The 21755-nt window shown below is 66.9% G+C and carries 21 protein-coding genes; 5 read left to right on the top strand and 16 right to left on the bottom strand.

Annotation, left to right across the window (positions count from 1 at the left end):
• Positions 1-231, top strand: a 231-nt coding sequence (locus AB9O74_RS16785) for a hypothetical protein (RefSeq protein ID WP_369349975.1), incomplete at its 5' end; no start/stop codon positions are given.
• 273 nt (positions 232-504) lie between these two features.
• Here the strand turns inward: AB9O74_RS16785 and AB9O74_RS16790 are convergent.
• The 6 genes from AB9O74_RS16790 to AB9O74_RS16815 form a co-directional block, all read right to left on the bottom strand.
• Positions 505-3327, bottom strand: coding sequence for a TonB-dependent receptor plug domain-containing protein (locus tag AB9O74_RS16790; protein ID WP_369349976.1), 2823 nt, complete (start codon positions 3325-3327; stop codon positions 505-507).
• Between the two features lie 84 nt (positions 3328-3411).
• The gene (locus AB9O74_RS16795; protein ID WP_369349977.1) at positions 3412-3660 is read right to left on the bottom strand and encodes a hypothetical protein; all 249 of its coding nucleotides are present in this window, start codon (positions 3658-3660) and stop codon (positions 3412-3414) included.
• 98 nt (positions 3661-3758) lie between these two features.
• Positions 3759-5069: an ABC transporter permease gene (locus AB9O74_RS16800; RefSeq protein ID WP_369349978.1), complete on the bottom strand. Its 1311-nt coding sequence runs from the start codon at positions 5067-5069 to the stop codon at positions 3759-3761.
• A 10-nt stretch (positions 5070-5079) separates the two neighbouring features.
• Entirely contained in the window at positions 5080-6240 is a 1161-nt protein-coding gene (locus AB9O74_RS16805; protein ID WP_369349979.1) for an ABC transporter permease, read from the bottom strand.
• A 14-nt stretch (positions 6241-6254) separates the two neighbouring features.
• On the bottom strand, positions 6255-6944 hold the full coding sequence (locus AB9O74_RS16810; RefSeq protein WP_369349980.1) for an ABC transporter ATP-binding protein: 690 nt from the start codon (positions 6942-6944) through the stop codon (positions 6255-6257).
• A 165-nt stretch (positions 6945-7109) separates the two neighbouring features.
• Positions 7110-8345: an efflux RND transporter periplasmic adaptor subunit gene (locus AB9O74_RS16815; protein ID WP_369349981.1), complete on the bottom strand. Its 1236-nt coding sequence runs from the start codon at positions 8343-8345 to the stop codon at positions 7110-7112.
• A gap of 298 nt (positions 8346-8643) precedes the next feature.
• On the opposite strand from AB9O74_RS16815, the gene AB9O74_RS16820 reads away from it, so the two are divergent.
• Complete coding sequence (locus tag AB9O74_RS16820) at positions 8644-9870, top strand: sensor histidine kinase (RefSeq protein WP_369349982.1); 1227 nt, start codon at positions 8644-8646, stop codon at positions 9868-9870.
• Positions 9867-10469 carry a response regulator transcription factor gene (locus AB9O74_RS16825; protein WP_123731154.1) on the top strand — a complete coding sequence of 201 codons (603 nt, stop codon included), beginning with the start codon at positions 9867-9869 and terminating at the stop codon, positions 10467-10469. The genes AB9O74_RS16820 and AB9O74_RS16825 overlap by 4 nt, the downstream gene beginning before the upstream one ends.
• 99 nt (positions 10470-10568) lie before the next feature.
• Here AB9O74_RS16825 and AB9O74_RS16830 read toward each other — a convergent pair whose 3' ends face one another.
• From AB9O74_RS16830 to AB9O74_RS16875, 10 genes are all read right to left on the bottom strand, one after another.
• Positions 10569-11129: a cytochrome b gene (locus AB9O74_RS16830; protein ID WP_121044183.1), complete on the bottom strand. Its 561-nt coding sequence runs from the start codon at positions 11127-11129 to the stop codon at positions 10569-10571.
• Positions 11126-12238, bottom strand: coding sequence for a catalase family peroxidase (locus tag AB9O74_RS16835; protein WP_369349983.1), 1113 nt, complete (start codon positions 12236-12238; stop codon positions 11126-11128). Before AB9O74_RS16835 ends, AB9O74_RS16830 begins: the two co-directional genes overlap by 4 nt.
• 156 nt (positions 12239-12394) lie before the next feature.
• Positions 12395-13762 (bottom strand): M17 family metallopeptidase, encoded by a 1368-nt coding sequence (locus AB9O74_RS16840; protein WP_369349984.1) that lies wholly within the window; start codon positions 13760-13762, stop codon positions 12395-12397.
• A 28-nt stretch (positions 13763-13790) separates the two neighbouring features.
• Positions 13791-14501 carry an HAD family hydrolase gene (locus tag AB9O74_RS16845; RefSeq protein WP_102788871.1) on the bottom strand — a complete coding sequence of 237 codons (711 nt, stop codon included), beginning with the start codon at positions 14499-14501 and terminating at the stop codon, positions 13791-13793.
• Positions 14502-14564: 63 nt separating this feature from the next.
• Positions 14565-15041: a hypothetical protein gene (locus AB9O74_RS16850; protein ID WP_176990930.1), complete on the bottom strand. Its 477-nt coding sequence runs from the start codon at positions 15039-15041 to the stop codon at positions 14565-14567.
• 85 nt (positions 15042-15126) lie between these two features.
• On the bottom strand, positions 15127-16218 hold the full coding sequence (locus tag AB9O74_RS16855; RefSeq protein WP_176990931.1) for an AI-2E family transporter: 1092 nt from the start codon (positions 16216-16218) through the stop codon (positions 15127-15129).
• Positions 16219-16354: 136 nt separating this feature from the next.
• Positions 16355-16831 carry a protein sip-5 gene (locus AB9O74_RS16860; RefSeq protein WP_369349985.1) on the bottom strand — a complete coding sequence of 159 codons (477 nt, stop codon included), beginning with the start codon at positions 16829-16831 and terminating at the stop codon, positions 16355-16357.
• Positions 16828-17328: a phage holin family protein gene (locus AB9O74_RS16865; RefSeq protein ID WP_176990933.1), complete on the bottom strand. Its 501-nt coding sequence runs from the start codon at positions 17326-17328 to the stop codon at positions 16828-16830. The genes AB9O74_RS16860 and AB9O74_RS16865 overlap by 4 nt, the downstream gene beginning before the upstream one ends.
• Positions 17329-17336: 8 nt before the next feature.
• Positions 17337-17702, bottom strand: a complete 366-nt coding sequence (locus AB9O74_RS16870) for a hypothetical protein (RefSeq protein ID WP_019185548.1) — start codon at positions 17700-17702, stop codon at positions 17337-17339.
• 111 nt (positions 17703-17813) lie between these two features.
• Positions 17814-19241, bottom strand: a complete 1428-nt coding sequence (locus AB9O74_RS16875) for a Do family serine endopeptidase (protein WP_369349986.1) — start codon at positions 19239-19241, stop codon at positions 17814-17816.
• Positions 19242-19796: 555 nt separating this feature from the next.
• Here AB9O74_RS16875 and AB9O74_RS16880 point away from each other — a divergent pair.
• Entirely contained in the window at positions 19797-20816 is a 1020-nt protein-coding gene (locus tag AB9O74_RS16880; protein WP_369349987.1) for a histone, read from the top strand.
• Between the two features lie 241 nt (positions 20817-21057).
• Positions 21058-21747, top strand: coding sequence for a hypothetical protein (locus AB9O74_RS16885; protein ID WP_369349988.1), 690 nt, complete (start codon positions 21058-21060; stop codon positions 21745-21747).
• Positions 21748-21755: the final 8 nt, after the last annotated feature.

Raw genomic sequence — 21755 nt, forward strand, 5'->3', positions numbered from 1 at the left:
GCAGAGCAGGTCAAAGCAGAGCAGGTCAAAGCAGAGCAGGTCAAAGCAGAGCAGGTCAAAGCAGAGCAGGCCAAAGCAGAGCAGGTCAAAGCAGAGCAGGTCAAAGCAGAGCAGAGCAGATCAAAAGCCCCAGCCGCGGTGCCGCTTTCCCATTGCGCACCAGCCCACTGTCAAAGGGTGGGCACGGGTGGGTTGGCGGGACCATATGCCGCCATGGATGGCGGCATATGAGCTTACATGGACGTACTTGCAGCGGGTCCCGACAACCCACCCGTGCCCGCCCAAGCCAGGGCGAGTCCAGCACTAAAGGCCGTTGCTCTGAGCGCTGTTGCTCCAAGAGCTGTTGCTCCAAGAGCTGTTGCTCTAAGGGCCACTGCTCTAAGAGCCGTTACTCCAATAACGGAGAACAAAAAAAGACGGCGCCCGAAGGCGCCGTCTTACTTCCACTCGACGGCTTGGAGAGAGTAAGCCGTAGATCAGAAAGGGTTGATCAGGCGAACCCGATCAGAAACGCTGCTGGTACTTCATGTACATGTAACGGCCGATATCGAACCCACCGTAGTACGTGAAGCTGCTGTTCGGCTGGCTGTACATGATCGGACCCTGATGGTCGAACACATTGTTCACGCCCACCGACACCGTGCCATTCCACGGCAGCACATAACGCACCTGGATATCGTGGAACGTGTTCGAACCCACCTTGTTGATGCCCTGCTGGCCCGTATAGGCCGAGCTGAAGCCCGGATTGCTGCACTCCGTCGTGTAAGCGCAGTTCTCCTTCATGCTGGAGTAGTAACGCGCCGTCCAGCCCAGGCCGAAGTTGCCGTACTGATAATCCAGATTGAGGTTCGAACGCACGCGGAAGTTGCCTTCCCAGCCCGTGTACTGGCGCACCGGGGTGGTGTCGACGTTGTCGTTCTTGCGCTCCAGGTAATCCACGTACGTGGTGTTCCAGGAGACCGCGAACTTGCCGATCGCCAGCTCCGGCAGACGGTAACGGACCGACAGATCATAGCCGGCCGTTTCCTGGTAGCCCGCGTTCAACAGCGTGCGGTCCAGGCCGTTGACCTGGCCGAGGGTGCGGCCCGACTTGGCACGCGTGAAGCGGTCGCACGCGGCATCCACGCCCAGCACGTAGCACTGGTTGAGCATGTCCGTGGCCGACTCACCGACGATCACGTCGTTGATGCGGATCTTCCACCAGTCCAGGCTCAGGTCCAGGCCCGAGACGAACTCCGGGCTGTACACCACGCCCACGGTCCAGGTCTTGGCGGTTTCCGGCTTCAGTGCGGCGTTGGAGCCCGAGCTGAAGTCCGTGCCACCCTGCTGGCCCGGTACCGTCGCGGCGGTGCCGTCAGCGGCGAGCTGGCGGAAGTTGGCCGGGACACCGTTGGCCAGGCAGCGCGCCAGGACCTGCGGGTTGTTGGCGGCCGCGCCGAAGGTGGTGTCGCACGGATCGGTGTACGAGTCACGCGTGCTGGTGGTGCCGCCGTACAGATCTTCCACGGTTGGTGCACGGAAGCCGGTGCCGTAGGTGGCGCGCACCAGCAGGCTGTCGATCGGCTTCCACTTCAGGCCGAACTTGGTGTTCGTGGTCGCGCCGAAGTTGTTGTAGTCCGAGTAGCGGCCGGCCATGTCCAGCGACAGTTCGCGGGCGAAGGCCATGTCGGCCAGCAGCGGGACCTGCAGTTCCAGGTAGACCTCGTTGAGCGAGTAGTCGCCCTGGGTCGGCTGGCCGGTGGTGCCGGCGATCTGGCCCTTCTGGACCATCAGGTCCGGCGAGTAGCTGGCTTCTTCGCTGCGGTGCTCGACACCCAGTGCACCCAGGATGTCACCGGCCGGCAGGCTGAACAGCGAGCCGGAGATGTTCGCGCTGGCCACCTTGGTGGTGCTCTGCATCTTGTCAGTGAAGCGGGTGAACAGGAAGTCCTGCACATCCTGGTTGCTCATCGAGCCCGGGCCGGTGTACCCCATCGGGGCCAGCGGGTTCCACGGGGTGCAGCCGGCGATCACGTTGCCGACGCTGCCGCAATGGGCAATGCCCTGGCCATCGATGAACGACGGGCCCACGGCCTGGTTCACGTTCGGCTGGTACATGCTGCCCGTGCCGATGCGCTCGCCTTCATTGCGGTTGTACATGTAGCTGACGTTCCAGTCCCAGTAACGCGAACCGGTTTCGAAGCTGCCTTCCAGGCCCAGGCTGGCGCGCTTGGTGGTCAGGTTGTTCTCGGTGCCGCGCGGCAGTTCTTCGGTGCGGTGCGCGAACGCCACGTCACGGCCGAACGGGTTGAACGCGCTGTCCTTGGACAGCAGCGCACGCGAACCGGTGCTCTGGTACGGGTAGCCGGCCAGCTGCTTGCTCGACTCGCGCTCGCTGTACAGCGCATCGGCGACCAGGCGCAGGTCATCGGTGATCGAGAAGCCACCGTTGGCGAACACCGACTTGCGCTGCAGACCGGTGAGCAGGCTCATGTTGGTCTTGGTGTTGGCATCGTTGGCCTTGTCGGCCGGCGTGAAGTTGCCCAGCTGGGTCGGATCGCCGCCCGGGCCCACGCTGAGGTTCCTGCCATCCACGGTCGCGTAGCCCCACGGGGTGACGCCGCTCAGGCCGTCGGCGGTGTGGCGCGGGCCGTTCGGGTACGCGGTGAACTCACGCTCGCCACCCAGGACCGGATCTTCGTCGGTGTACTCGCCACCCACGGTGACCCAGCCGCGGTCGAAGGTCTTGCCGAAGGTCGCGCTGTAGGCGGTCTTCTGGCCGTCGCCTTCGCTGTACTGGCCGACGTAGGCGCTGACTTCCGCGCCGTCGAAGTTCTTGCGGGTGATGATGTTGACCACGCCGGCAATGGCGTCCGAGCCGTACAGCGCCGAGGCACCGTCGGTCAGCACTTCCACGCGCTCCACGATCGAGGACGGGATCGAGGCCAGATCGGAGTAACCGCCGGCGCTGACGCCCATGCGGCGGCCATCGATCAGCACCAGGCTGCGTTCCGGGCCCAGGTTGCGCAGGCTCACGTACATGCCGCCGAAGTCGCGACCGGATTCCAGCGAGGAGGCACGGCTCATGCTCGGCGAACCGGCGGCGGTGACGTCCTGCAGGATGTCGGCGACGTTGACGTAGCCCTTCTTCTCGATCTCGGCGCGGTTCAGCGCGACGACCGGCTGGGCGGATTCGACGCTGGCCTGGCGGATGCGCGAGCCGGTGATCTCGATGCGATCGAGGTTGGTGGTGCCGTCATCGGCACTCTGTGCGAAGGCGGGGGCACTGCAGCTGGCGACAAGCGCGATGGCGATCGCGTTGCGCAGCGGATTGGTCTTCAAATACATCCGTGCGTTTCTCTTTCTCTGTAAAAACATTCGCCCGTTCGGGCGGCGTGGGGAACAACACACCACGACGTGGGGGGCGGGAGTCTAATGACTTTTCAAAATTTTTACTTTCATTTGAAAGCGTAAAAAGCGCTGTAAATGAACGATGGCTGACAAATCCACGCATTCAGACGAAACCTTTTTCGCATCGTCGTGTGGTGCGGAGAAAACAGCACCATCGCGGTGGGCCGAGGCAGCAATAGCGGCGATGCGCGAAGCAACTTGAGTGCGTGACGCGTGGCGTCGCAGCGTGCGTACAGCTGCGCGACCGACAGCTAAACGTGCAGTGAACACGCACGCACAAAAAAAGAACCGCACTCTTGCAAGTGCGGTTCCAGACTTGCTATTCCGCGTGCGCGATCACGCGCACGCGCGTTGTTCAAACGTATCGCTCAGGTCTCGCGCAATGCCGTGGTGATCGGCAGCCGCGCCGCGCGCAGCGCCGGGAACAGGCCGCCGACCAGTCCGATGCCGAGCGCCCACTTCAGGCCCGTCCACAGCAGCTGCGGGGAAACCTGGAACTGGAACACCACCTGGCTGAAGTTGTTGCCCAGCGTGGAGACGGTGTAGTTGTTGAACACCAGCCAGGCCACCAGCCCACCGAGCAGACCGCCCAGCAGGGCCAGCAGCATCGTCTCCAGCATCACCGCCGTCACCACCGGCACGCCGCGGAATCCGATCGCGCGCATGGTGGCGATCTCACGTGCGCGCGTGGCCACGGCCGCATACATCGTGTTGAGCGCACCGAACACCGCGCCGATCGCCATGATCGCGCCGATCACCGTGCCCAGGATGCTGATCAGCTTGCTCAGGCCGCCGGATTGCTTGCGGTAGTAGTCGCGGGTGGTCTCGACATCCAGTTTCAGGCGCGGGTCGGCCTCCATGGCTGCCTTGAACTGCTGGAAGCCCGCCGCCCCTTCGGTGCGCACGTTGACCGACTGGTAGGCACTGCGGTTGTACGTGGTCGACAGCGTCTGGGTGTCCGACCACAGCTCCGACTCGTGCACATCGTTGGAGGCGAACACGCCCACCACCGTCCATTCCTGCTTGCCCAGCTGCAGGGTCTTGCCGATCTCCAGGTCCTCGAACTGCGCCTGCGCGCCCTTGCCGACCACGATCTCGCGCAGGCCCGGTTTGAACCTGCGGCCGGCGATGATGCGCACGTTGTCGCGCACCGCCCACGCCTGCTCGCCGACACCGCGGAACTGCACGTTGGTATCGCTGTGGTCGCTGCGCGAGAGCAGGCTGATCACCTGCGACAGCTCGGCGGAGATCAGCGGCTTGCCGTCGCTGCCGCGGGCCACGCCGGGCAGGTTCTCGATCAGCGGGACCTGGTCGCGCATGATCACCGAGTTGGTTTCGGCCTGCGAGCCGCCGCGCAGCACGATCGCCACGTCATCGCTGCCGCTGCGCTCCAGGGTGGCCTTGAAGCCATCGCCCATCGCCAGCATCGCCACCAGCACGCCCACTACCCCGGCGATGCCGACCACGATCACCGAGGAGGCACCCCAACGCTGCGGCAGGCTGGCGATGCCGATCCGCGCGGCCGCCAGCGACAGCCGGCCAGTGCGGGTGAGCACCAGCCAGGCAGCCAACAGCACGGCGATCGCCAGCACCATCCACCACGGCAGCACGATCCACACCACCAGGGCGACCAGCAGCGCCACCACCGTGAGTACGTTCCACATCCATTGTTTGTTCATGGTGGTCTCCTCAGCGCCCGGCCAGTGCATCGACGATCTTCAACCGCTGCGCGCGCAATGCCGGCAGCAGGCCCACCACGATTCCGATCACCGCCATCAGGCCCAGTGCCATCACCCACGTCTGCGCCGGCACGCCGGGCAGGCTGATCATGCCCTGACTGCTGGCGCTGATCACCGGCATCACGACCGAGGCCAGGCCCATGCCGATCAGCCCACCGAGCACGATCAGCAGCACCGACTCGACCATCACCAGCACCAGCACCGTGCCGTCCTTGAAGCCCAGCGTCTTGAGGATCGCCAGCTCCGGGATGCGCTCGCGCACTGCCTGAGCCATGGTGTTGCCGGTCAGCAGCACCAGGGTGAAGAACACCGCCGCCATGATGCCGGTGACGATCAGGCCGATATCGGCGAACTGCTTGGCGAAGGCCTGCGAGAACGAGGCTTCGGTCTGCGACTTGGTTTCGTGGTCGGAGTTCAGCGACAGCGCGTCGATCGCCTGGGCAACGCGTGAGGCATGCGCCGGGTTGTCCAGCTGCACGGTGTAGAAGCTGACCTGGTTCTTGATGTAATCGTTGGACTCGTCGAAGTAGCTCCAGTGCAGCAGCAGCTGGTTCTCCGCGCCGGCGTTGTTGCGGTCCTTGGCCCGGTAGATGCCACTCAGCTCCAGCGGCCAGTCGTTGCTGCCCTTGCGCGGGAAGATCGTGGCCTGCATCGGAATGGTGTCGCCGACCTTCCAGCCGAAGCGCTTGGCCAGCGCTTCACCGACCAGCGCGCCGGTCCGGGTGTTCTTGAACGCCTCGGCCTGCTCGGGGGGCAGTTCGAACTCGGGGTACAGGTCCATGTAGTTGTCCGAGACCGAGAAGCTCGGGAAGAAGTTCTTCTGGTCCTGGTAGATGCCGCCGAACCACATCGCGTAATTGACCTTGCGCACCCCCGGCGTGGCTTCGATGTCGCGCAGCAGCCGCAACGGCAGGCTCTGGGTGATCGACAGCTTGGAAGACACCACCAGCCGCTTGGCGCCTTCGATGGTGTCACCACCGGAGTTGAAGGCCACCCGGACCGAATCGAGCATGCCGAACAGCAGGAAGGCCGCCACCACCGACAGCAAGGTGAGCAGGGTGCGGGTCTTGCTGCGGAACAGCTGTGCCCAGACCAGCGAGAAGTATTTCATCGCCGCATCCTCCGTCAGTGGGCCGCTGGCGCGTCGGCCAGTTCGCCCTTGTCCAGGTGCACCGTGTGCGTGGCGTACTCGGCGGCCTTGGGATCATGGGTGACCATGATGATGGTCTTGCCGTGTTCGCGGTTGAGCTGCTGCAGCAGCCCCAGGATTTCCTCGGCGGACTGGCGGTCCAGGTCGCCGGTGGGCTCATCGCAGATCAGGAAGGTGGGGTCGGAGACGATCGCGCGGGCGATCGCCACGCGCTGCTGCTGGCCGCCGGAGAGCTCGTTCGGCCGGTGGCTGCGGCGGTCGGCCAGGCCGACCAGGGTCAGCGCGATCTCGGCGTTGCGCTTGCGCTGCGCCGCGCCCAGGTGGGTCAGCAGCAGCGGCAGCTCCACGTTCTTCTGGGCGGTCAGCATCGGCATCAGGTTGTAGAACTGGAACACGAAGCCGACGTGGTGGCTGCGCCAGGTCGAGAGCTGGCCACCGCTCATGCGGTCGATGCGCTCGCCCTCGATCTCGATCTCGCCCGCGGTGGGCGTGTCCAGCCCGCCGATCAGGTTAAGCAGGGTGGTCTTGCCCGAACCGGACGGGCCCATCAACGCGACGAAATCGCCCGACTGGATGTCCAGATCAATGCCGTGCAGCACCTGCACTTTCTCGGGGCCGCGCTGGTAGGTCTTGGTGATGTTGCGGAGCGAAACCAGGGTGGACATGGGTGGTTCTCCGTGGATCAGTGAGAAAAGGCATGCGGCGCGTCCTGGCGAAGGCCGCCGTGTTCCGCGGTGACGGCCAGCCGCCACCGTGCGCGCCGTGACGGCACGAGGGAGTCGCACTTGCCGCGAGCGTGGGGCGGCTCGCGTGACGCAGCTGCTGGCCCGTCAGGGGGTTTCGGTGACCTTGCTGCCATCGTGCAGTTCGGCCGGTGGTGAGGTCACCACGACGTCGCCGGCACTCAGGCCCTGCGTGACCTGGCGGTCGTTGTTGAGCGTGGTGCCCACGGTGATCGCGCGCTGTTCCACCCGCGCATCGTCCTTGACCACGAAGGCGACCGTCTTCTGGTCGCGCTCCACGATCGCCGCCGCCGGTACGCGCACGCCCTGCGGCTTGGCGGCTTCGGTGGGCTGGGCGCTTTCCAGGAAGCTGACCCGCACGCCCATCTCCGGGACGATGCGCGGGTCCTTGGTCTTCAGCGCCACGCGCACCTTCACGGTGGCCTTGCCGCGGTCGGCGGTCGGGATGATCGCGATCACCTCGGCCGGAATCTTCCAGTCGGGGTAGGCATTAAGGGTGGCTTCGACCGGCATCTTCGGCTGCACGCGGCCGATGAAGGATTCACCGACCTCGACTTCGATCTCCAGCGAGTCCATGTCCACGATGGTGCCGATGCCGGTGCGGGTGAAACCGCCGCCGGCTGACAGCGGCGAGACGATCTCGCCCGGCTGCGCGGCCTTGGCGGTGACCACGCCGGAGAACGGCGCGCGCACGATGTTGTTGTCCACGCCGAGGTCGGCGATCGCCAGCGAATCGCTGGCCACGGTGGTGTTGCGTTGAGCGGTTTTGAGCTGGGCGCGGAGGTTGTCGCGCTGGGCGATGGCCAGGTCGTACTGCGAGCGCGAGACCAGCTGCTGGCCGACCAGTGCCTGCAGGCGGCCGGCTTCGGCATCGGCCTGGGCGACCTGCGCCTGCAATCCGGCCAGCTGGCTGCGCGCGGCTTCCAGCTGCGAGGCGGAAAGGCTGCGCTGCGCGTTGGCATCGATCGGGTCGAGCGTGGCCATGATCTGGCCTTCTTCCACGCGCATCCCTTCCTCGATCATCACCTCGCGGACCTTGCCGGTGATCTTGGCCGAGACGGTGGCCATGCGCCGGGCGACCACATAGCCGCTGGCGTCGAGCACCGAGCTGCTGGCACCGCCCTGCTGGATCGCCACCACCGGGGCAGTGGTCACGGTGATCGGGCGCTCGCGGCCGAACACGAACCAGGCCAGCCAGGCCAGCACGATGAGAAGGACGATCGCCAGCACGATCCAGCGGCCACGTCGCGGGGGCGACGGCGGCGGCGAACCGGCCTTGCGGTCGATGCGGAGTTCCTTGAGCAGTTCAGCGGATGCGTTCATCAGTGAGTCTGGACGGGGAATCGGGCCGAGTGTGACCGCATCGGCGGCCGGGGGGCAAACCGGCACGGTGGCCGGGGTAGTGCACAGCATGCCCGGCGGCTTGGCGCGGCGGCAGTGACAGCTGTCACCTGCATGGGCTGACGCCGGCCACTGGGGCTGGCAGCGCGGATGACGGACGCTGTGGGTGTCTTCTCTGGGAGTGCGTCATGACCGAGCCTTCTGTGTTGTCCTTGGCCAGTCTCCAGGACGCCGAGGTCCACTACGGCAGGGTCGCCTGCGACGTGTTGGCTGAAGTGGCATGATCGCGCCTGATCGCTCTGCTTTGGAATCGCCCGTGTCCTCCAGTCGGCTCGCCTCCCTGTTGCGCCCCGCGCCGGATTCGGCCGTGGCCGAGAACCTGCGGCGCGGCAGATCGCCATGGGTCGATGCGATCCACCTGCTGTGGACGCTGTGGGTGTTCCTGACGCCGCTGTTCGGCGGTGGCTACACCTGGCGCTGGGCGGCGCTGACCCTGCTGACCTACCCGGTCTTCCTGGTGCTGTACGCCGGTGTGCTGCTCGCACCGCGTTGCCACGCACCGCGCTACGCCCTGTCGATGGTGGTACTGGGGCTGGTGCCGCTGGCGTGGTACCCCTCGGCGGTGAGCTACTTCATTTTCGGCTGCGTCACCCTGCGCGTCTCGCGCCGCAGTGGGTATGGGCGTTATCTGCTGCAGCTGGTGGGATTGAACGCGCTGTTCGTGGTGGTGGGACTGTTGGCCCACTATCCGTGGCAGGCGCTGATCTGGATCCCGAGCATGGCGATGATCATCAGCCTGGTGGTCAACTTCGAGACCGCCAGCCATGAACAGGATGCGGCGCTGCAGCTGTCGCAGGACGAAGTGCGTCGGCTCGCGGCGACCGCCGAGCGCGAGCGCATCGGCCGCGATCTGCACGATCTGCTGGGGCATACGCTGTCCTTGATCACCTTGAAGCTGGAGCTCTCGCGCAAGCTGGCCGACCGCGATCCGGTGGGCTCGCGCCGCGAGGTGGACGAGGCCGAGACCATCGCGCGCCAGGCGCTGGCCGAAGTGCGCAGTGCAGTCACCGGTATCCGCGCCAGCGATCTGGCGGCCGAACTCGCCTCGGCCCGGTTGCTGCTGGAGTACCAGTATGTGCATCTGCACTACGCGCCGCCGCCGCCGATGCCGGTCGATACCGAACGGGCGTTGTCACTGGTCCTGCGCGAGGCGGTGACCAATATCGCCCGCCACGCACAGGCGCGGCAGGCGTGGATCACCTTCGAGCAGGACGGGCGCAGCCTGTTGATGCAGATCCGCGACGATGGGCGCGGTGGTGTCCACGTCGACGGCAACGGGCTGACCGGCATGCGCGAACGCGTTGCGGCACTGCGCGGCACCCTGGTGATGCAGTCGGCGAAGGGCGAGGGCACCTGCGTGACGGTGCGGGTCACGCTGCCGGCGGCAACTACGCCGGTCGTGGCACCGGTCACGCCCGATGCCCTCCCGGACGGAGCCACGTCATGATCCGCATTGTGCTCGCCGAAGACCAGGCGATGGTGCGCGGCGCGTTGTCAGCGCTGCTCGGGCTGGAACCGGATATCGAGGTGCTGGGCAGCGCCGCCGATGGCGAAGCCGCGTGGCGGATGCTGCAGCAGCTGCAGCCGGACATCCTGGTCACCGATATCGAAATGCCCGGTCTTTCCGGGCTGGAACTGGCGCAGCGGATCGCCCGTCAGGGACTCCCGATCAAGGTGGTGATCGTCACCACCTTCGCGCGCTCCGGCTTCCTGCGCCGCGCGCTGGATGCCGGCGTCTGCGGCTATCTGCTCAAGGATGCCCCGGCCGAACGCCTGGCCGATGCACTGCGCCAGGTGCAGCACGGCGGCCGCGCGATCGACCCGCAGTTGGCGCTGGACGCCTGGTCGCAGGCCGATCCGCTCAACGACCGCGAGCGCCAGGTGCTGCGGCTTTCCGGCGACGGACGCTCGGCCAGCGAGATCGCCACCCAGCTCGGGCTCTCGCACGGGACGGTGCGCAACTACCTGTCCGAGTGCATCGGCAAACTGGGTGTGGCCAACCGCATCGAGGCGTATCGGCTGGCGCGGCAGAAAGGCTGGCTGTAGTGCCGGCCGCTGGCCGGCACTACCGGGGTGCCAGCGATGCATGCGATCCGATCCCACCGACCAACGGTCGGTGGCTACCAGGATGACAGGCAGCCTGATTTAACCGGCATCGTCGTTGCGCTCTTTCTCCGGTCCCTTCGCCATCGCCTGGAATACGCCATCGCGGCGCACCCACAGGTGGAACAGCGCAGCCGACAGATGCATCACCACCGTGGCGAACAACACATAGGCCAGCAGGCTGTGCGCGTTGCGCAGGGCCGCGTACAGCGCCGGGTTGTGCGGCAGGATCGCCGGCAGGTGCACGCCGCCGCCCATGACGATCGGATAGCCGCCGGCGGAGAGCATGCCCCAGCCGACCAGCGGCATCGCCAGCATCAATCCGTACAGCACCCAGTGCGAGGCATGCGCGGCCGCGGCCTGCCAGGCGGGCAGGTCGGCCGGCAGCGGCGGCGGACGGTGGCGCAGGCGGTTGTACAGCCGCACCAGCACCAGCAGCAGGATCGCGATGCCGAGTGGCCGGTGCAGGTCGATCAGCATCGGCCGCCAGTGCAGCGAAGCGACCATGGTCACGCCGACGAACAGCATGGTCAGGATCATCGCCGCCATCAGCCAGTGCAGGACGCGGGCGAGAAGATTGAAATGGCCGGCATCACGGTTCATCGCGCACCTTCCTTGCCCGTGGCGGCGGGCGCTTTGCCGCGGGCGATTTCGCGCTCACGACGATTGAACGATTGCGAATACACCGCCGAACGCGCGGCCAGGATCGGATCATCGGTGCCGGCCACGCCGCTGGGCAGGATCAGCGGATCGTAGTTGAGGTCGCGGCAGGCGCCGGTGGCCTGCGGCTGCATGCTGCTCAGGGTCAGCGTGCCGGCCTTCACCTGGCGGCGGTCTTCCGGCCACACCTGCGAAGGATCATTGACCGGGTCGCCATCGTTGGCGACGGTCACCCACATGTCCCAGCGCACCGGGCCCTGCGCCAGCCGCTGCGCGAACTCCTCACTGAGGAAATCATCGTCGGACTGCGCGCGCTGTTCCGGCGTCATGTCCTCGAACGGTGCCTGCGGGCGCATGCTCCAGCGCACGAAGCGGTGGCTGCCATCGGCGGCGGTGAAGCGGAAACTGTTGACGCCGTTGTAGGCGGTGTTGGCCCAGCTGTTCGACCACGGGGCGGTCTTGGCCCACTGCTGGAAGGCACGCGCAGAAGGGTATTTCTCCAGCACGGCCGCCATCTTCGCCGGATCCGGTTTACCGGTGGCCGGGTCCGGGATGCCCGCACGGGTCTGCTCGAGGAAGGCCTCGGCGGTGGGCACCGCGAAGAACGGGAAGCTGTTCATCGCCATGCGCCATTCCTGGCCGTCATCGCTGACCAGCTGCAGCGCCATGCTGCGCACGCGGGCCTTGTTGTCGGCGCCATGCGGATCGCCGCCGCCGATCGAGAGCCGGCCCAGCACGGGCACCCGGGGCTGGCGGAACACGCGCGCTGAACTCAGCGCCGCGCCCTCCGGCGTGCCCTGGAACACGCCGCTGACGCAGACGCCCTTGGTGTGCGCGCGACGGAAGCCCGGCTGTGGTGGGCCGGTCGCTTCGATGGCATCGGTGAAGGTCTGTGCGGTGACGCGGTCGCGACCGATCCAGCCGGCCAGCCAGGCGAAGGCCAGCACCAGACCACCCGCGATCAGGGCGATCAGCGCGATCCACAGCAGCGGTGATGGAGGGCGTGGGGCGCCCGGTTCGCGACCAGCGCGGGTATAGCCGAAGAGCGACATGTCCGGATTCCTGCCTTCACGATGCGTGTGGGTGGGCGACAGGGGCATGGTGTCAGAACCCGGCGCACGCCGATATTCACATTTTCGACAACTCTTCAGAAACGACGATCCCCGCCGGAGCGGGGATCGTCGGGGTCACACGTGAGACGCGGCGCCTCAGGCGTAGCGCGTCTTCAGCATCGCCCACGCCGAACGCAGCGCCAGCGCTTCGCCACCGGCCGGACGGCCCGGGCGTTCGCCGTCGTTCCAGGCGTAGACATCCAGATGCGCCCAGGTCTGGCCTTCGGCGATGAAACGCTCCAGGTACAGCGCGGCGGTGACCGAGCCGGCCATGCGCGAACCGGCGTTGGCCAGGTCGGCGATGTTGCTGTGCAGGTAGCGCAGGTACGGGCGCCACAGCGGCATGCGCCAGACCGGATCGCGCACCGATTCACCGGCCTCCAGCCACTGCTGGGCCAGGGTGTCGTCGTTGCTGAACAGCGCCGGCAGATCCGGGCCGAGCGCGATGCGGGCCGCGCCGGTCAGGGTGGCGAAATCGAGCACGATCTCCGGCTGCTGCTCGCTGGCATAGGTCAGCGCATCGGCGAGGATCACCCGGCCTTCGGCGTCGGTGTTGTCGATCTCGATGCTCAGGCCCTTGCGGGTGGCGATCACTTCGCCCGGACGGAACGCATCCGGACCGATCGCGTTTTCCACCGCCGGGATCAGCAGGGTCAGCTGCACCGGCAGCTGCTGGGCCATGATCAACCCGGCCAGGCCCAGCGCGTGCGCGGCGCCGCCCATGTCCTTCTTCATGTTGCGCATGCCATCGCCCGGCTTGATGTCCAGCCCGCCGGTGTCGAAGCACACGCCCTTGCCGACCAGCGCCACGTGCGGCTGGCCTGCGCTGCCCCAGCGCAGCACGATCAGCCGCGGCGCGCGATGCGAGGCGCGGCCCACGGCGTGGATGGACGGGAAGTTCTGCTCCAGCAGCGCATCGCCGGTGATCACCTCGATCTGCGCGCCGTGGGCCGTGGCCAGTTCACGTGCGGCATCTTCGAGCTGCTGCGGACCCATGTCCTCGGTGGGGGTGTTGACCCAGTCGCGCACGCGCAGGCTGGCCGCGACCACGTCGCGCACTTCGGCCGAGGGGGTCGTGGCCAGCTGGGCCGGCGCGCGGTTGGGCTTCCGGTAGCGCGCGAAGCGGTAGCTGCCCAGGCCCCAGCCGATCTGCAGCAGGGTCTCGATCTCCGGTGCCAGGGCATCCGCCAGTGTCCAGACAGTGCCTTCCGGCAGCGCGAACGGCGCATGCGCGTAGCTGTAGACATCGCCCGGGTCGCCGACACCGACGATCGCGCCGGCCAGGCCGTGCTCGCCCGGCAGCAGCACCACGCTGCCACCGCTGCCGTTGAAGCGCTGCGCGTCCAGCCACGCGCCGAGCGCGTCGGACTGCTGCGCACGCCAGCCGGCGTACTGCTCGCGGGTCATCACATGCAGCGGCAGCGCATGCGAGGTATCGGACGTGAAACCGTTGATCTGGGACATGGGACTCGAGTGCTCCTTGGGCGGCGGCTTACGCGTGCTGGGCGGATGCGTTCGCATCCAGCCAGTCGGCCAGCCCGGTCAGGGTGTCGAACTGCAGATCGGGCTGCAGTGAAGGATGGGTCCAGGGGTGTTCTTCGCGGTTGATCCAGCAGCCGCGCAGGCCGGCCTGCATCGCACCGACCACGTCCATCTCGGCGTGGTCGCCGACGTGCAGTACGTGGGCCGGAGCCACCGCGAGGCGCTCGCAGGCCGCATGGAAGATGCTCGCCGCGGGCTTGGCGGCGCCGTGCTCGCGCGAGCCGAGCTGGAAGGTGAAGTGGTGGGACACGCCGATCCGCTGCAGGTCGGCATTGCCGTTGCTGAGCGCGGCGACCGGCACGCGCGCGGCGATCCGGGCCAGCGCGTCCATCGCATCCGGATAGAACTCGACCTGGTTGCGCGCGGCGTAGAACGCCTCGTAGGCCGGTTCGAGCAGGGCCGGATCGGCGCCGCTTTTCTCCAGCGCCTCGCTCAGCGTCAACCGGCGCAGCGCGCTCAGGTCGTAGTGCAGGTGCGGGTTGTCATGGAAGGAGCGCTCGCGCAGTTCGCGCATCGCGGCCACCGGGTACATCGCGGCGGTCGCGGGGCTGTGCTGGAGCATCCACTCGTACAACACCTGGTCGATGCGGGCGCCGATGGGGGCGAACGGCCACAAGGTGTCGTCGAGGTCGAGGGTGATGGCTTGGACTGGGAAATTCACCCCGCCATTCTACGCCTGCGCGCGCGGGCTTTCATGGCGCGCGCAGGGCCGAGGTGAGGTGCTTCAGCGCAGGTCGTAGGAGCAGGCGATGGAGGCTTGGCCCTCGTCCTGCCGCACGCTCAGGTCGTGGCGGCCTACTTCCAAGGTGTAGTCGCCGGCTTCGTTGCGCGGAATCTTCGCCAGCGTTGCGATCTGTTCGATACCGGCTGTGCTGAAGTAGGCGGTATAGCTGTCGATGCTGTCCTCGCCGTTGGCACCGTCGTACAGGTGCAGGCGGTTCACTGGCTGGCCCAGCACGAGCAGCGGTGTGGTCAGCGCATACTCGCCATCGGACAGCTCGCCGTACGCCTGAAGCTCGGTCGGCTTGAGCACCTTCGCCATCGCGGCGAACTGCGCAGGCGTCAGGTGACGCTTGCAGGTGACCGCCTCGACCAGCTGGCGGCTGGCCACCTCGGCGCTGGGCGGGGGTGCGGCCAACGTCGGGGCAGCGAGGGTGACAAGGCCGGCGAGGGCCAGGCAACGGGTAGCGAGGGAAGACATCAGGGCCGGGATCCATCCGAAAAGGTGCCGGTATTCTGGCAGCACCGGGGATCGCGCGGCCAGCCGTATCCTTGGCCTTGACTGCTTATTCCAGCAGCTTGGCCCAGCCCTGGGTGCCATCCAGCCGCGCCAGCACCAGCTTGATGCAGACCAGCAGCGGCACCGCCAGCAGCAGGCCGACCATGCCCCACAGCCAGCCGAACACCATCAGGGCCAGGATCAGGATCAGCGGCGAGATCGCCATCTGCCGGCCCAGTACGATCGGGGTCACCACCTGGCCTTCGATGGTGTGCAGCGCGAGGTAGCAGGCCGCGGGCAGCAATGCCTTGAAGGGATCGCTGAACTCCACGAAACCCATCAGCAGCATCAGCGCCACGCCGATCAGCGGACCGACGTAGGGCGCGAAGTTCAGCAGGGCCGCCACGGTGCCCCATAGCAGCGCCTCCTGCAGCGAAATGCCGAGCAGCAGCAGGATGCCGGAGAACACCAGGCCGACCAGCGTGTTGATCACGGTGATGGTCAGGACGTACCGGGAAACCTCGCGCTCGATCGAGCGCAGGATGTCCGTGGTGAAGCGTTGCTGCTGGCGGTTGGGAAACAGCGCGATCGCATGCTTCTGCAGGTTCTGCCCGTAGATCATGAAGAACAGGGTCAGCAGCACCACCGCCAGCACCGAGGCGGCCAGGCGTGGCGCGCGAGTCAGCACCTTGTAGGGATCATCGAGCTGGGTGCGCACGATCTGCACGCGGCGGCTGCCTTCGCCACCGGCGACGCGCGCGAAGTTCTCGGCGGCCTGGTTGGCCTGCTGCACCGGCTTGGTCAGGTTCTGCACCTGGCGGGCGACCTTGCGCAGCTGCTGCGGTGCTTCCTGGGCCCACTCCATCGCCGGGCCGACCAGCTGCACGCCGAGCGCGGCGGCGCCACTCAGGCCGACGCCGAGCACCAGCACCGCACCGAGGAACCGGGGAATCCAGATCTTCTGCAGCATCCGCAGGATCGGGTTGCCGACCAGCGCGAAGAACATCGCCAGCAGGATCGGCAGCACCACGTCCTGTGCCGCCCACAAGGTGAAGGCGACGGCCAGCGTGGCCAGGATCACCAGCGACATCGGGGCGCGCGGGCGCGGCGCGGGCGGTGCGACGACGGCTTCGGCAGACGGGGGAACCGGGACGCTCATTCGGATCGCACACTGGAAAGGAGCGCCATTATTGGGCAAGCCGGGTGCGCATGGCGTGTGGGGTGCGTGCAGACGAAGAAAGGCCCCGCGACGGGTGCCGCAGGGCCTTCGGATGTTGCGGCCGACCGCGCTGCGATCAGCGTTCGGACAGGTCCGTGGCGGCTTCGGCCGGTTGCGGCTGATGCGGCGAGGCCGGATCCGCGCGGCGTTCCGGGCTGAGCCGGGCCGTTGCCGGGGCCGTAGGCGTCGGAGCCGCCTGACGCGGCGGCTCATCGGTGGCCTCATCCACCTTGTCAGCCGCCTGCTCGGCGGTATCGGCCGCTTCGCTGGCCTGCATCGAGGCGAACGCGGCCTGGGTACTGGCCACCAGATTGGAGACCGAGCCGATCATCTGCAGCCACCGCGCGCCCTGCACCTTCGCGCCCAGGCCGGTGGGCTCCAGCTTGCCGGCCAGGAAACCGCCGGCCAGACCCACGGTAATGATGCGCAGCGGTGTCCATCCGGTACGCCAGACGGTGCTGAGGGTGGACCAGTTGCTGCGGGTTTTCTCCACCCGCACAGCCACCACCAGCTCGGCGCGCTGGACGCGTTGCCGCAAGGCTTCGAAGTTCATCGCTTCACCCCCGTGGTGTCGACGTCGGCATCGGGATCTTCATCGCTGGGCTCGTCATACAGCCCCAACCGCGACAGCTGGCGGCGTGTGGCATGCATGCCGGTATGGCGGAAGAAGAACGACACCCGCCACATCGCATAGCCGGTCACCAGCAGGCTGACGATCGAGGTGATCAACAGCGAATGGAACCAGGACAGGCCCCAACGCTGCATCAGGGCGATCAGCGTGCCGGCCAGCAACAACCAGGCCGATGCGCCGAACACGATCGCCACGCCCGCCCAGGCCAATGCCCGGCCAAATGCGCTGCGCGCCAGTGCGAAGTCGGCCGAGGCCAACCGTCGCAGGGAGCGCAGGGTGTGCTTGGCCGAATCGACCGTCTCACGGCCGGCCTCACCGACCTGGCGGATGCTCTCGTCCAGGCGCGGTGCTTTTTCACCGCTGTCCGGTGGCGGGATATCCGCGCCACCGGCAGCGTTCGACTGGGCTTGATCGCTCACGCCGCTGCTTACTTGTCGCCGCCACTGCGGGCCAGCTTGGCGATAATCCAGCCGGCCGCGAAGGCCACGCCGAACGATGCCAGCGGACGCTCACGGATCAGTTCGGCAGCGCTGTCGACCAGGTCCTTGCCCTTGTCCATCAGTGCATCGACCTGTTCCTTGGCAGCGGCGCCACCGAACTCGGCAGCCGCCAGGCCGGACAGCGCGGTATCGGACAGTTCGGCCTTGACGTTGGCCTTGCCGATGCGCAGCTCATCACCGGCAGCACCGGTGGCGCCCTTGATCGCACCGCCGGCAGCGGTGGCGGCCGACTTCAGGTGCGAGCCGGCTTCGCCCAGGTGTTCCTTCAGGTTCTCGGTATTGGTGGGGCTCATCGTGTATCTCCTGCTATGCGATGGGGAAGGTGACCGCGGACGATCCGACGGCAACGAACACAAGGTAATAGCACCGGCCGGGTGTAAGCGACGTTACGGCAGCCGCTGCGTTCAGCGCATCACCAGCTGGCCACCGCCGTTGCCCCTGATGATGCGCAGCACCAGCTGGGCCGGACGCTGCTGGAAGTTGGCGCGCCAGCTGGCGAGATCGGCAAACTCACCTGCCGTTGCCGCGGTGATCACATCGCCCTGCTGCAGGCCGGAGTTGGCCGCGCGGCTGCCGCGTTTGACGTCACTGACCAATACCCCGCTGACACCGGCCTGGCGCAGCGACTCGGGCAGATCGACGAAGGTGGCGCCGCCCAGGCGCGGATCGAGCGACTCGCCATTGACCGCCCGCGCCTGCTCCTTGAGCGTGGCCTTGATCTGCAGCGGCTTGCCCTCGCGGCGCACATCCAGGGTCAGCGTGCTGCCTACCGGCTGCAGGCCTTCCACGTTGTGCAGCGCCTGCGCGCTGTCCACGCGCTGGCCGTTGGCCGACACCACCACATCGCCCGGCTTCAGTCCGGCAGCGGCGGCACTGGAACCGGCCAGCACGCGGGTGACCAGCGCGCCCCGCGTCTCGGTCAGGCCCAGGCCCTGTGCGATCTGCTGGGTCAGGTTCTGCGTCTCGATGCCGAGCGTGCCGCGCACCACCACGCCGTGCTTGACCAGCTGATCGACCACGTCGCGCGCCAGGTTGGAGGGAATCGCCAGGCCCAGGCCGATGTTGCCGGCCATGCTGCCCTGCGGATTGAAACTGGCGGTATTGATGCCGACCAGCTGGCCCTGCAGGTTGACCAGTGCGCCGCCGGAATTGCCCGGGTTGATCGAGGCATCGGTCTGGATGAAGTTCTGGTAGCCCAGCCCGCGGATGCCGCTGCGGCCCACCGCCGAGACGATGCCGGAGGTGACCGTCTGGCTGAAACCGAAGGGGTTGCCGATCGCCACCACGAAGTCGCCCACGCGCAGCTGCGCGCTGTCGCCCAGCTTGATCTCGGTCAGGTTGCCGGTCGGAATACGGATCAGGGCAACGTCGGTATCGGCATCGGAGCCGATGAATTCAGCCTTCACCGTCCGCCCATCGGCCAGCGTCACCTGCACGTCGTCGGCGTTGTCGATGACGTGGTGGTTGGTCAGCACCAGGCCTTCGGCAGCATCGATGATCACGCCTGAGCCCAACGATTCGTTGATGCGTTCCTGCGGCACTTCCGGGAACAGGCGGCGGAAGAACGGGTCGTTGAAGTAGGGGTTGCGCACGCGCACCACCTGCTTGGTGTTGACGCTGACCACCGCCGGCATCACCCGCTCCAGCATCGGCGCCAGTGACGGTACCGCCTGGCCGGCGACCGCCGCGGGCAGCGCGGCCGTGGTCGGGATCGTGTACGCGGCCGGTGCCGCTTCGGCACGGTTGTCCAGGTGCGCGTTGATGGCCGTGGCGGTGAATCCGCCGAAGGCAGCGGCGAGAGCGAGCGTGAGCAGGGTCGGGAGCGGTCGCATGTCCGGCGGTTCCGTGTCGGAGGGGGCGGGGGCAGGGAAAACAGGTATACGGTAATTCAAGCTGAATGAGTGTGTCCGCAACCGGCTAAACCCGGGATGAAACCCGACGCGGCCGCAGCGTTCCCGACGACGTCGGCAGGCCGACGGTCGGGGTGCAGAGGCAGCCGATGTGGAGGACCGGACGTGGCTGCCGCGATGCATCCGGTGACGCCCGATCGCACCCTCGTCGTGCGTCGGCAACGCGCACCACTGCCATCGAAACCAGCGCAAATGCCGGGTGCGGAGGCGGGGAATGGATCAGGTGCGACGATCAATTGTCGAATCATCGGATGCGGCGGAGATGCGCATCCAGACACACGGCGTGCACCACGCACTGGAACGGCAATGCTGTTTTCAAGGGGTTTCGTGCAAGCGCCTGGTGCATTGCTTGCTGCCGCCGATGGGGGTGCTACTGTCGGCTTGGCACGTGCATCGCATCAAGACCGTTCCACGATGGACCGCGCCGGTATAGCATCGCCAGCGATTTGACTAACCAGGCCCCTTAGGAGGCACTCAATGAGCAACGGTAATGGTGTGACCACGGTTCTCTCGCAGACCGTCGAAGATGCAAAAGAAACCGCCACCAACGTCGGCGAGACCATCGCACACGTTGCGGAAGATGCCGTCGCTTCGGTGAAGAAGACCGCCAAGCGCGCACGCAAGGCTGCCACCACCCAGGTCGCCAAGGTCAAGAAGGCCGTGACCAAGGTCGAGAAGACCGTCGCCAAGAAGGCTGACAAGGCGGCCAAGTCGGTCGGCAAGACCCTGGCCACCGCCAAGCAGAAGCTGGAAACGGCCAAGAAGAACGCCAAGGCCGAAGTCACCGCGATCAAGAAGCAGGTCGCCAAGAAGAAGGCCGCCGCTGAAAAGGCCGTGACCAAGACCACCAAGGCTGCCGGCAAGAAGGCCACGACCGCCAAGAAGGCCGTGACCAAGAAGGCTGCCGCCGCCAAGAAGACCGTGACCAAGAAGGTCGCCACCGCCAAGAAGGCCGTCGCCAAGAAGACCGCGACCGCCAAGAAGGCCGTGACCAAGAAGACCACCGCCGCCAAGAAGACCGTCGGCAAGAAGGTCGCCGCTGCCCGGACCGCCGTTGCCAAGAAGTCGGCGACCGCCAAGAAGGCCGTGACCAAGAAGACCGCAGCGGCCAAGAAGGTAGTCGGCAAGAAGACCGCCGTCGCCAAGAAGACCGTCGGCAAGAAGGTCGCCACCGCCAAGAAGGCTGTTGCCAAGAAGTCGGCGACCGCCAAGAAGGCCGTGACCCGGAAGACCGCGACCGCCAAGAAGGTGGCCGGCAAGAAGACCGCCGTCGCCCGCAAGTCGGTCGGCAAGAAGGTCGCCACGGCCAAGAAGGCCGTGACCAAGAAGACCACCGCGGCCAAGAAGACCGTCGGCAAGAAGGTCGCGACCGCCAAGAAGGCTGTGGCCAAGAAGGCTCCGGCGAAGAAGGCTCCGGCCCGCAAAGCCGCCCCGGCCAAGCGTGCTGCCGCCAAGCCGGTTGCCCGCAAGGCGCCGGCCAAGCGCGCGCGCAAGTAAGCAAGTTGCAACGTGCTGCTCCCGCCTGAGGGCGGGAGTGGCATGGCGGGGTCGGCCTGTGCCCGCCCACTGCCTCCTGGCATCCCGGTCGAGTGCATCGCGTCACGCTGCGATCAGACTCCCGGTTCCTGTCCTGACTGTCCCGCCCCTTCGTCAGATCCTGCCCCTGCGGCCAGGTGCTTGACGGTCCCTCCCTGCCTCTCTTGCTAACCTGCTCCGCGGACGTCCACGGGAAGATGCAATGCGCGGTCTCGACTTCAGTTCCTGGCAGGCCATGCTCTCGACCCTGGTCGGCCTGGCGGTCATCACCCTGATCGGCGTCGGCATCCGGCTGCTGGTCATGCAGACCATGCAGCAGCGCCGCGAGCGCGAGAACCGGCAGATCAACGAGCGGCTGCGCACGCTGATCGCGGCGTACAAGGTGCTCGGGGGCTCATTCACCGGCACGCTTGATGTCGATCCACGCCATCGTCGGGACTTCCGCGCGCTGCCAGAAACAGGCGAAGACGGCGATGCACTGCACCTGCCGGCGGACGCGGAGATCGGCGGCGAGCGTGCGCGTCGCATCCGTGATGCGGTGGAAGCAGCGCTGTCGGACATCATCCTGCTGGGCACCGATGAGCAGGTGCGCCTGGCCGCGCACGCCGCCAACGAGATGGCCCAGGGCCGCCTCGTTCCCACCGCCGAACTGGTGGTGTCGCTGCGCGACTTCATTCGCCAGGCGTTGGATCTCGATCCCATCCCCGCCGCCGTCATCATCCCGCGCCAAGGCCCGGCACGGCCCTCGGCCGGTGCGAAGGGCAAGGGTGATGCGGGTGACAAGGGCGGCGGTAAAGGTGGTGGTGGTGGTGGTGGCGGTGGCGGCATGGGAGGAATGGGCGGCGGTGGCGTGGGCGGTGGCGCGGATGACACCTCGGACGCGCATCGCTGATCGCCGCT

This window comes from Stenotrophomonas sp. JAG2, assembly GCF_041080745.1.
Classification (GTDB): Bacteria; Pseudomonadota; Gammaproteobacteria; order Xanthomonadales; family Xanthomonadaceae; genus Stenotrophomonas; species Stenotrophomonas maltophilia_AA.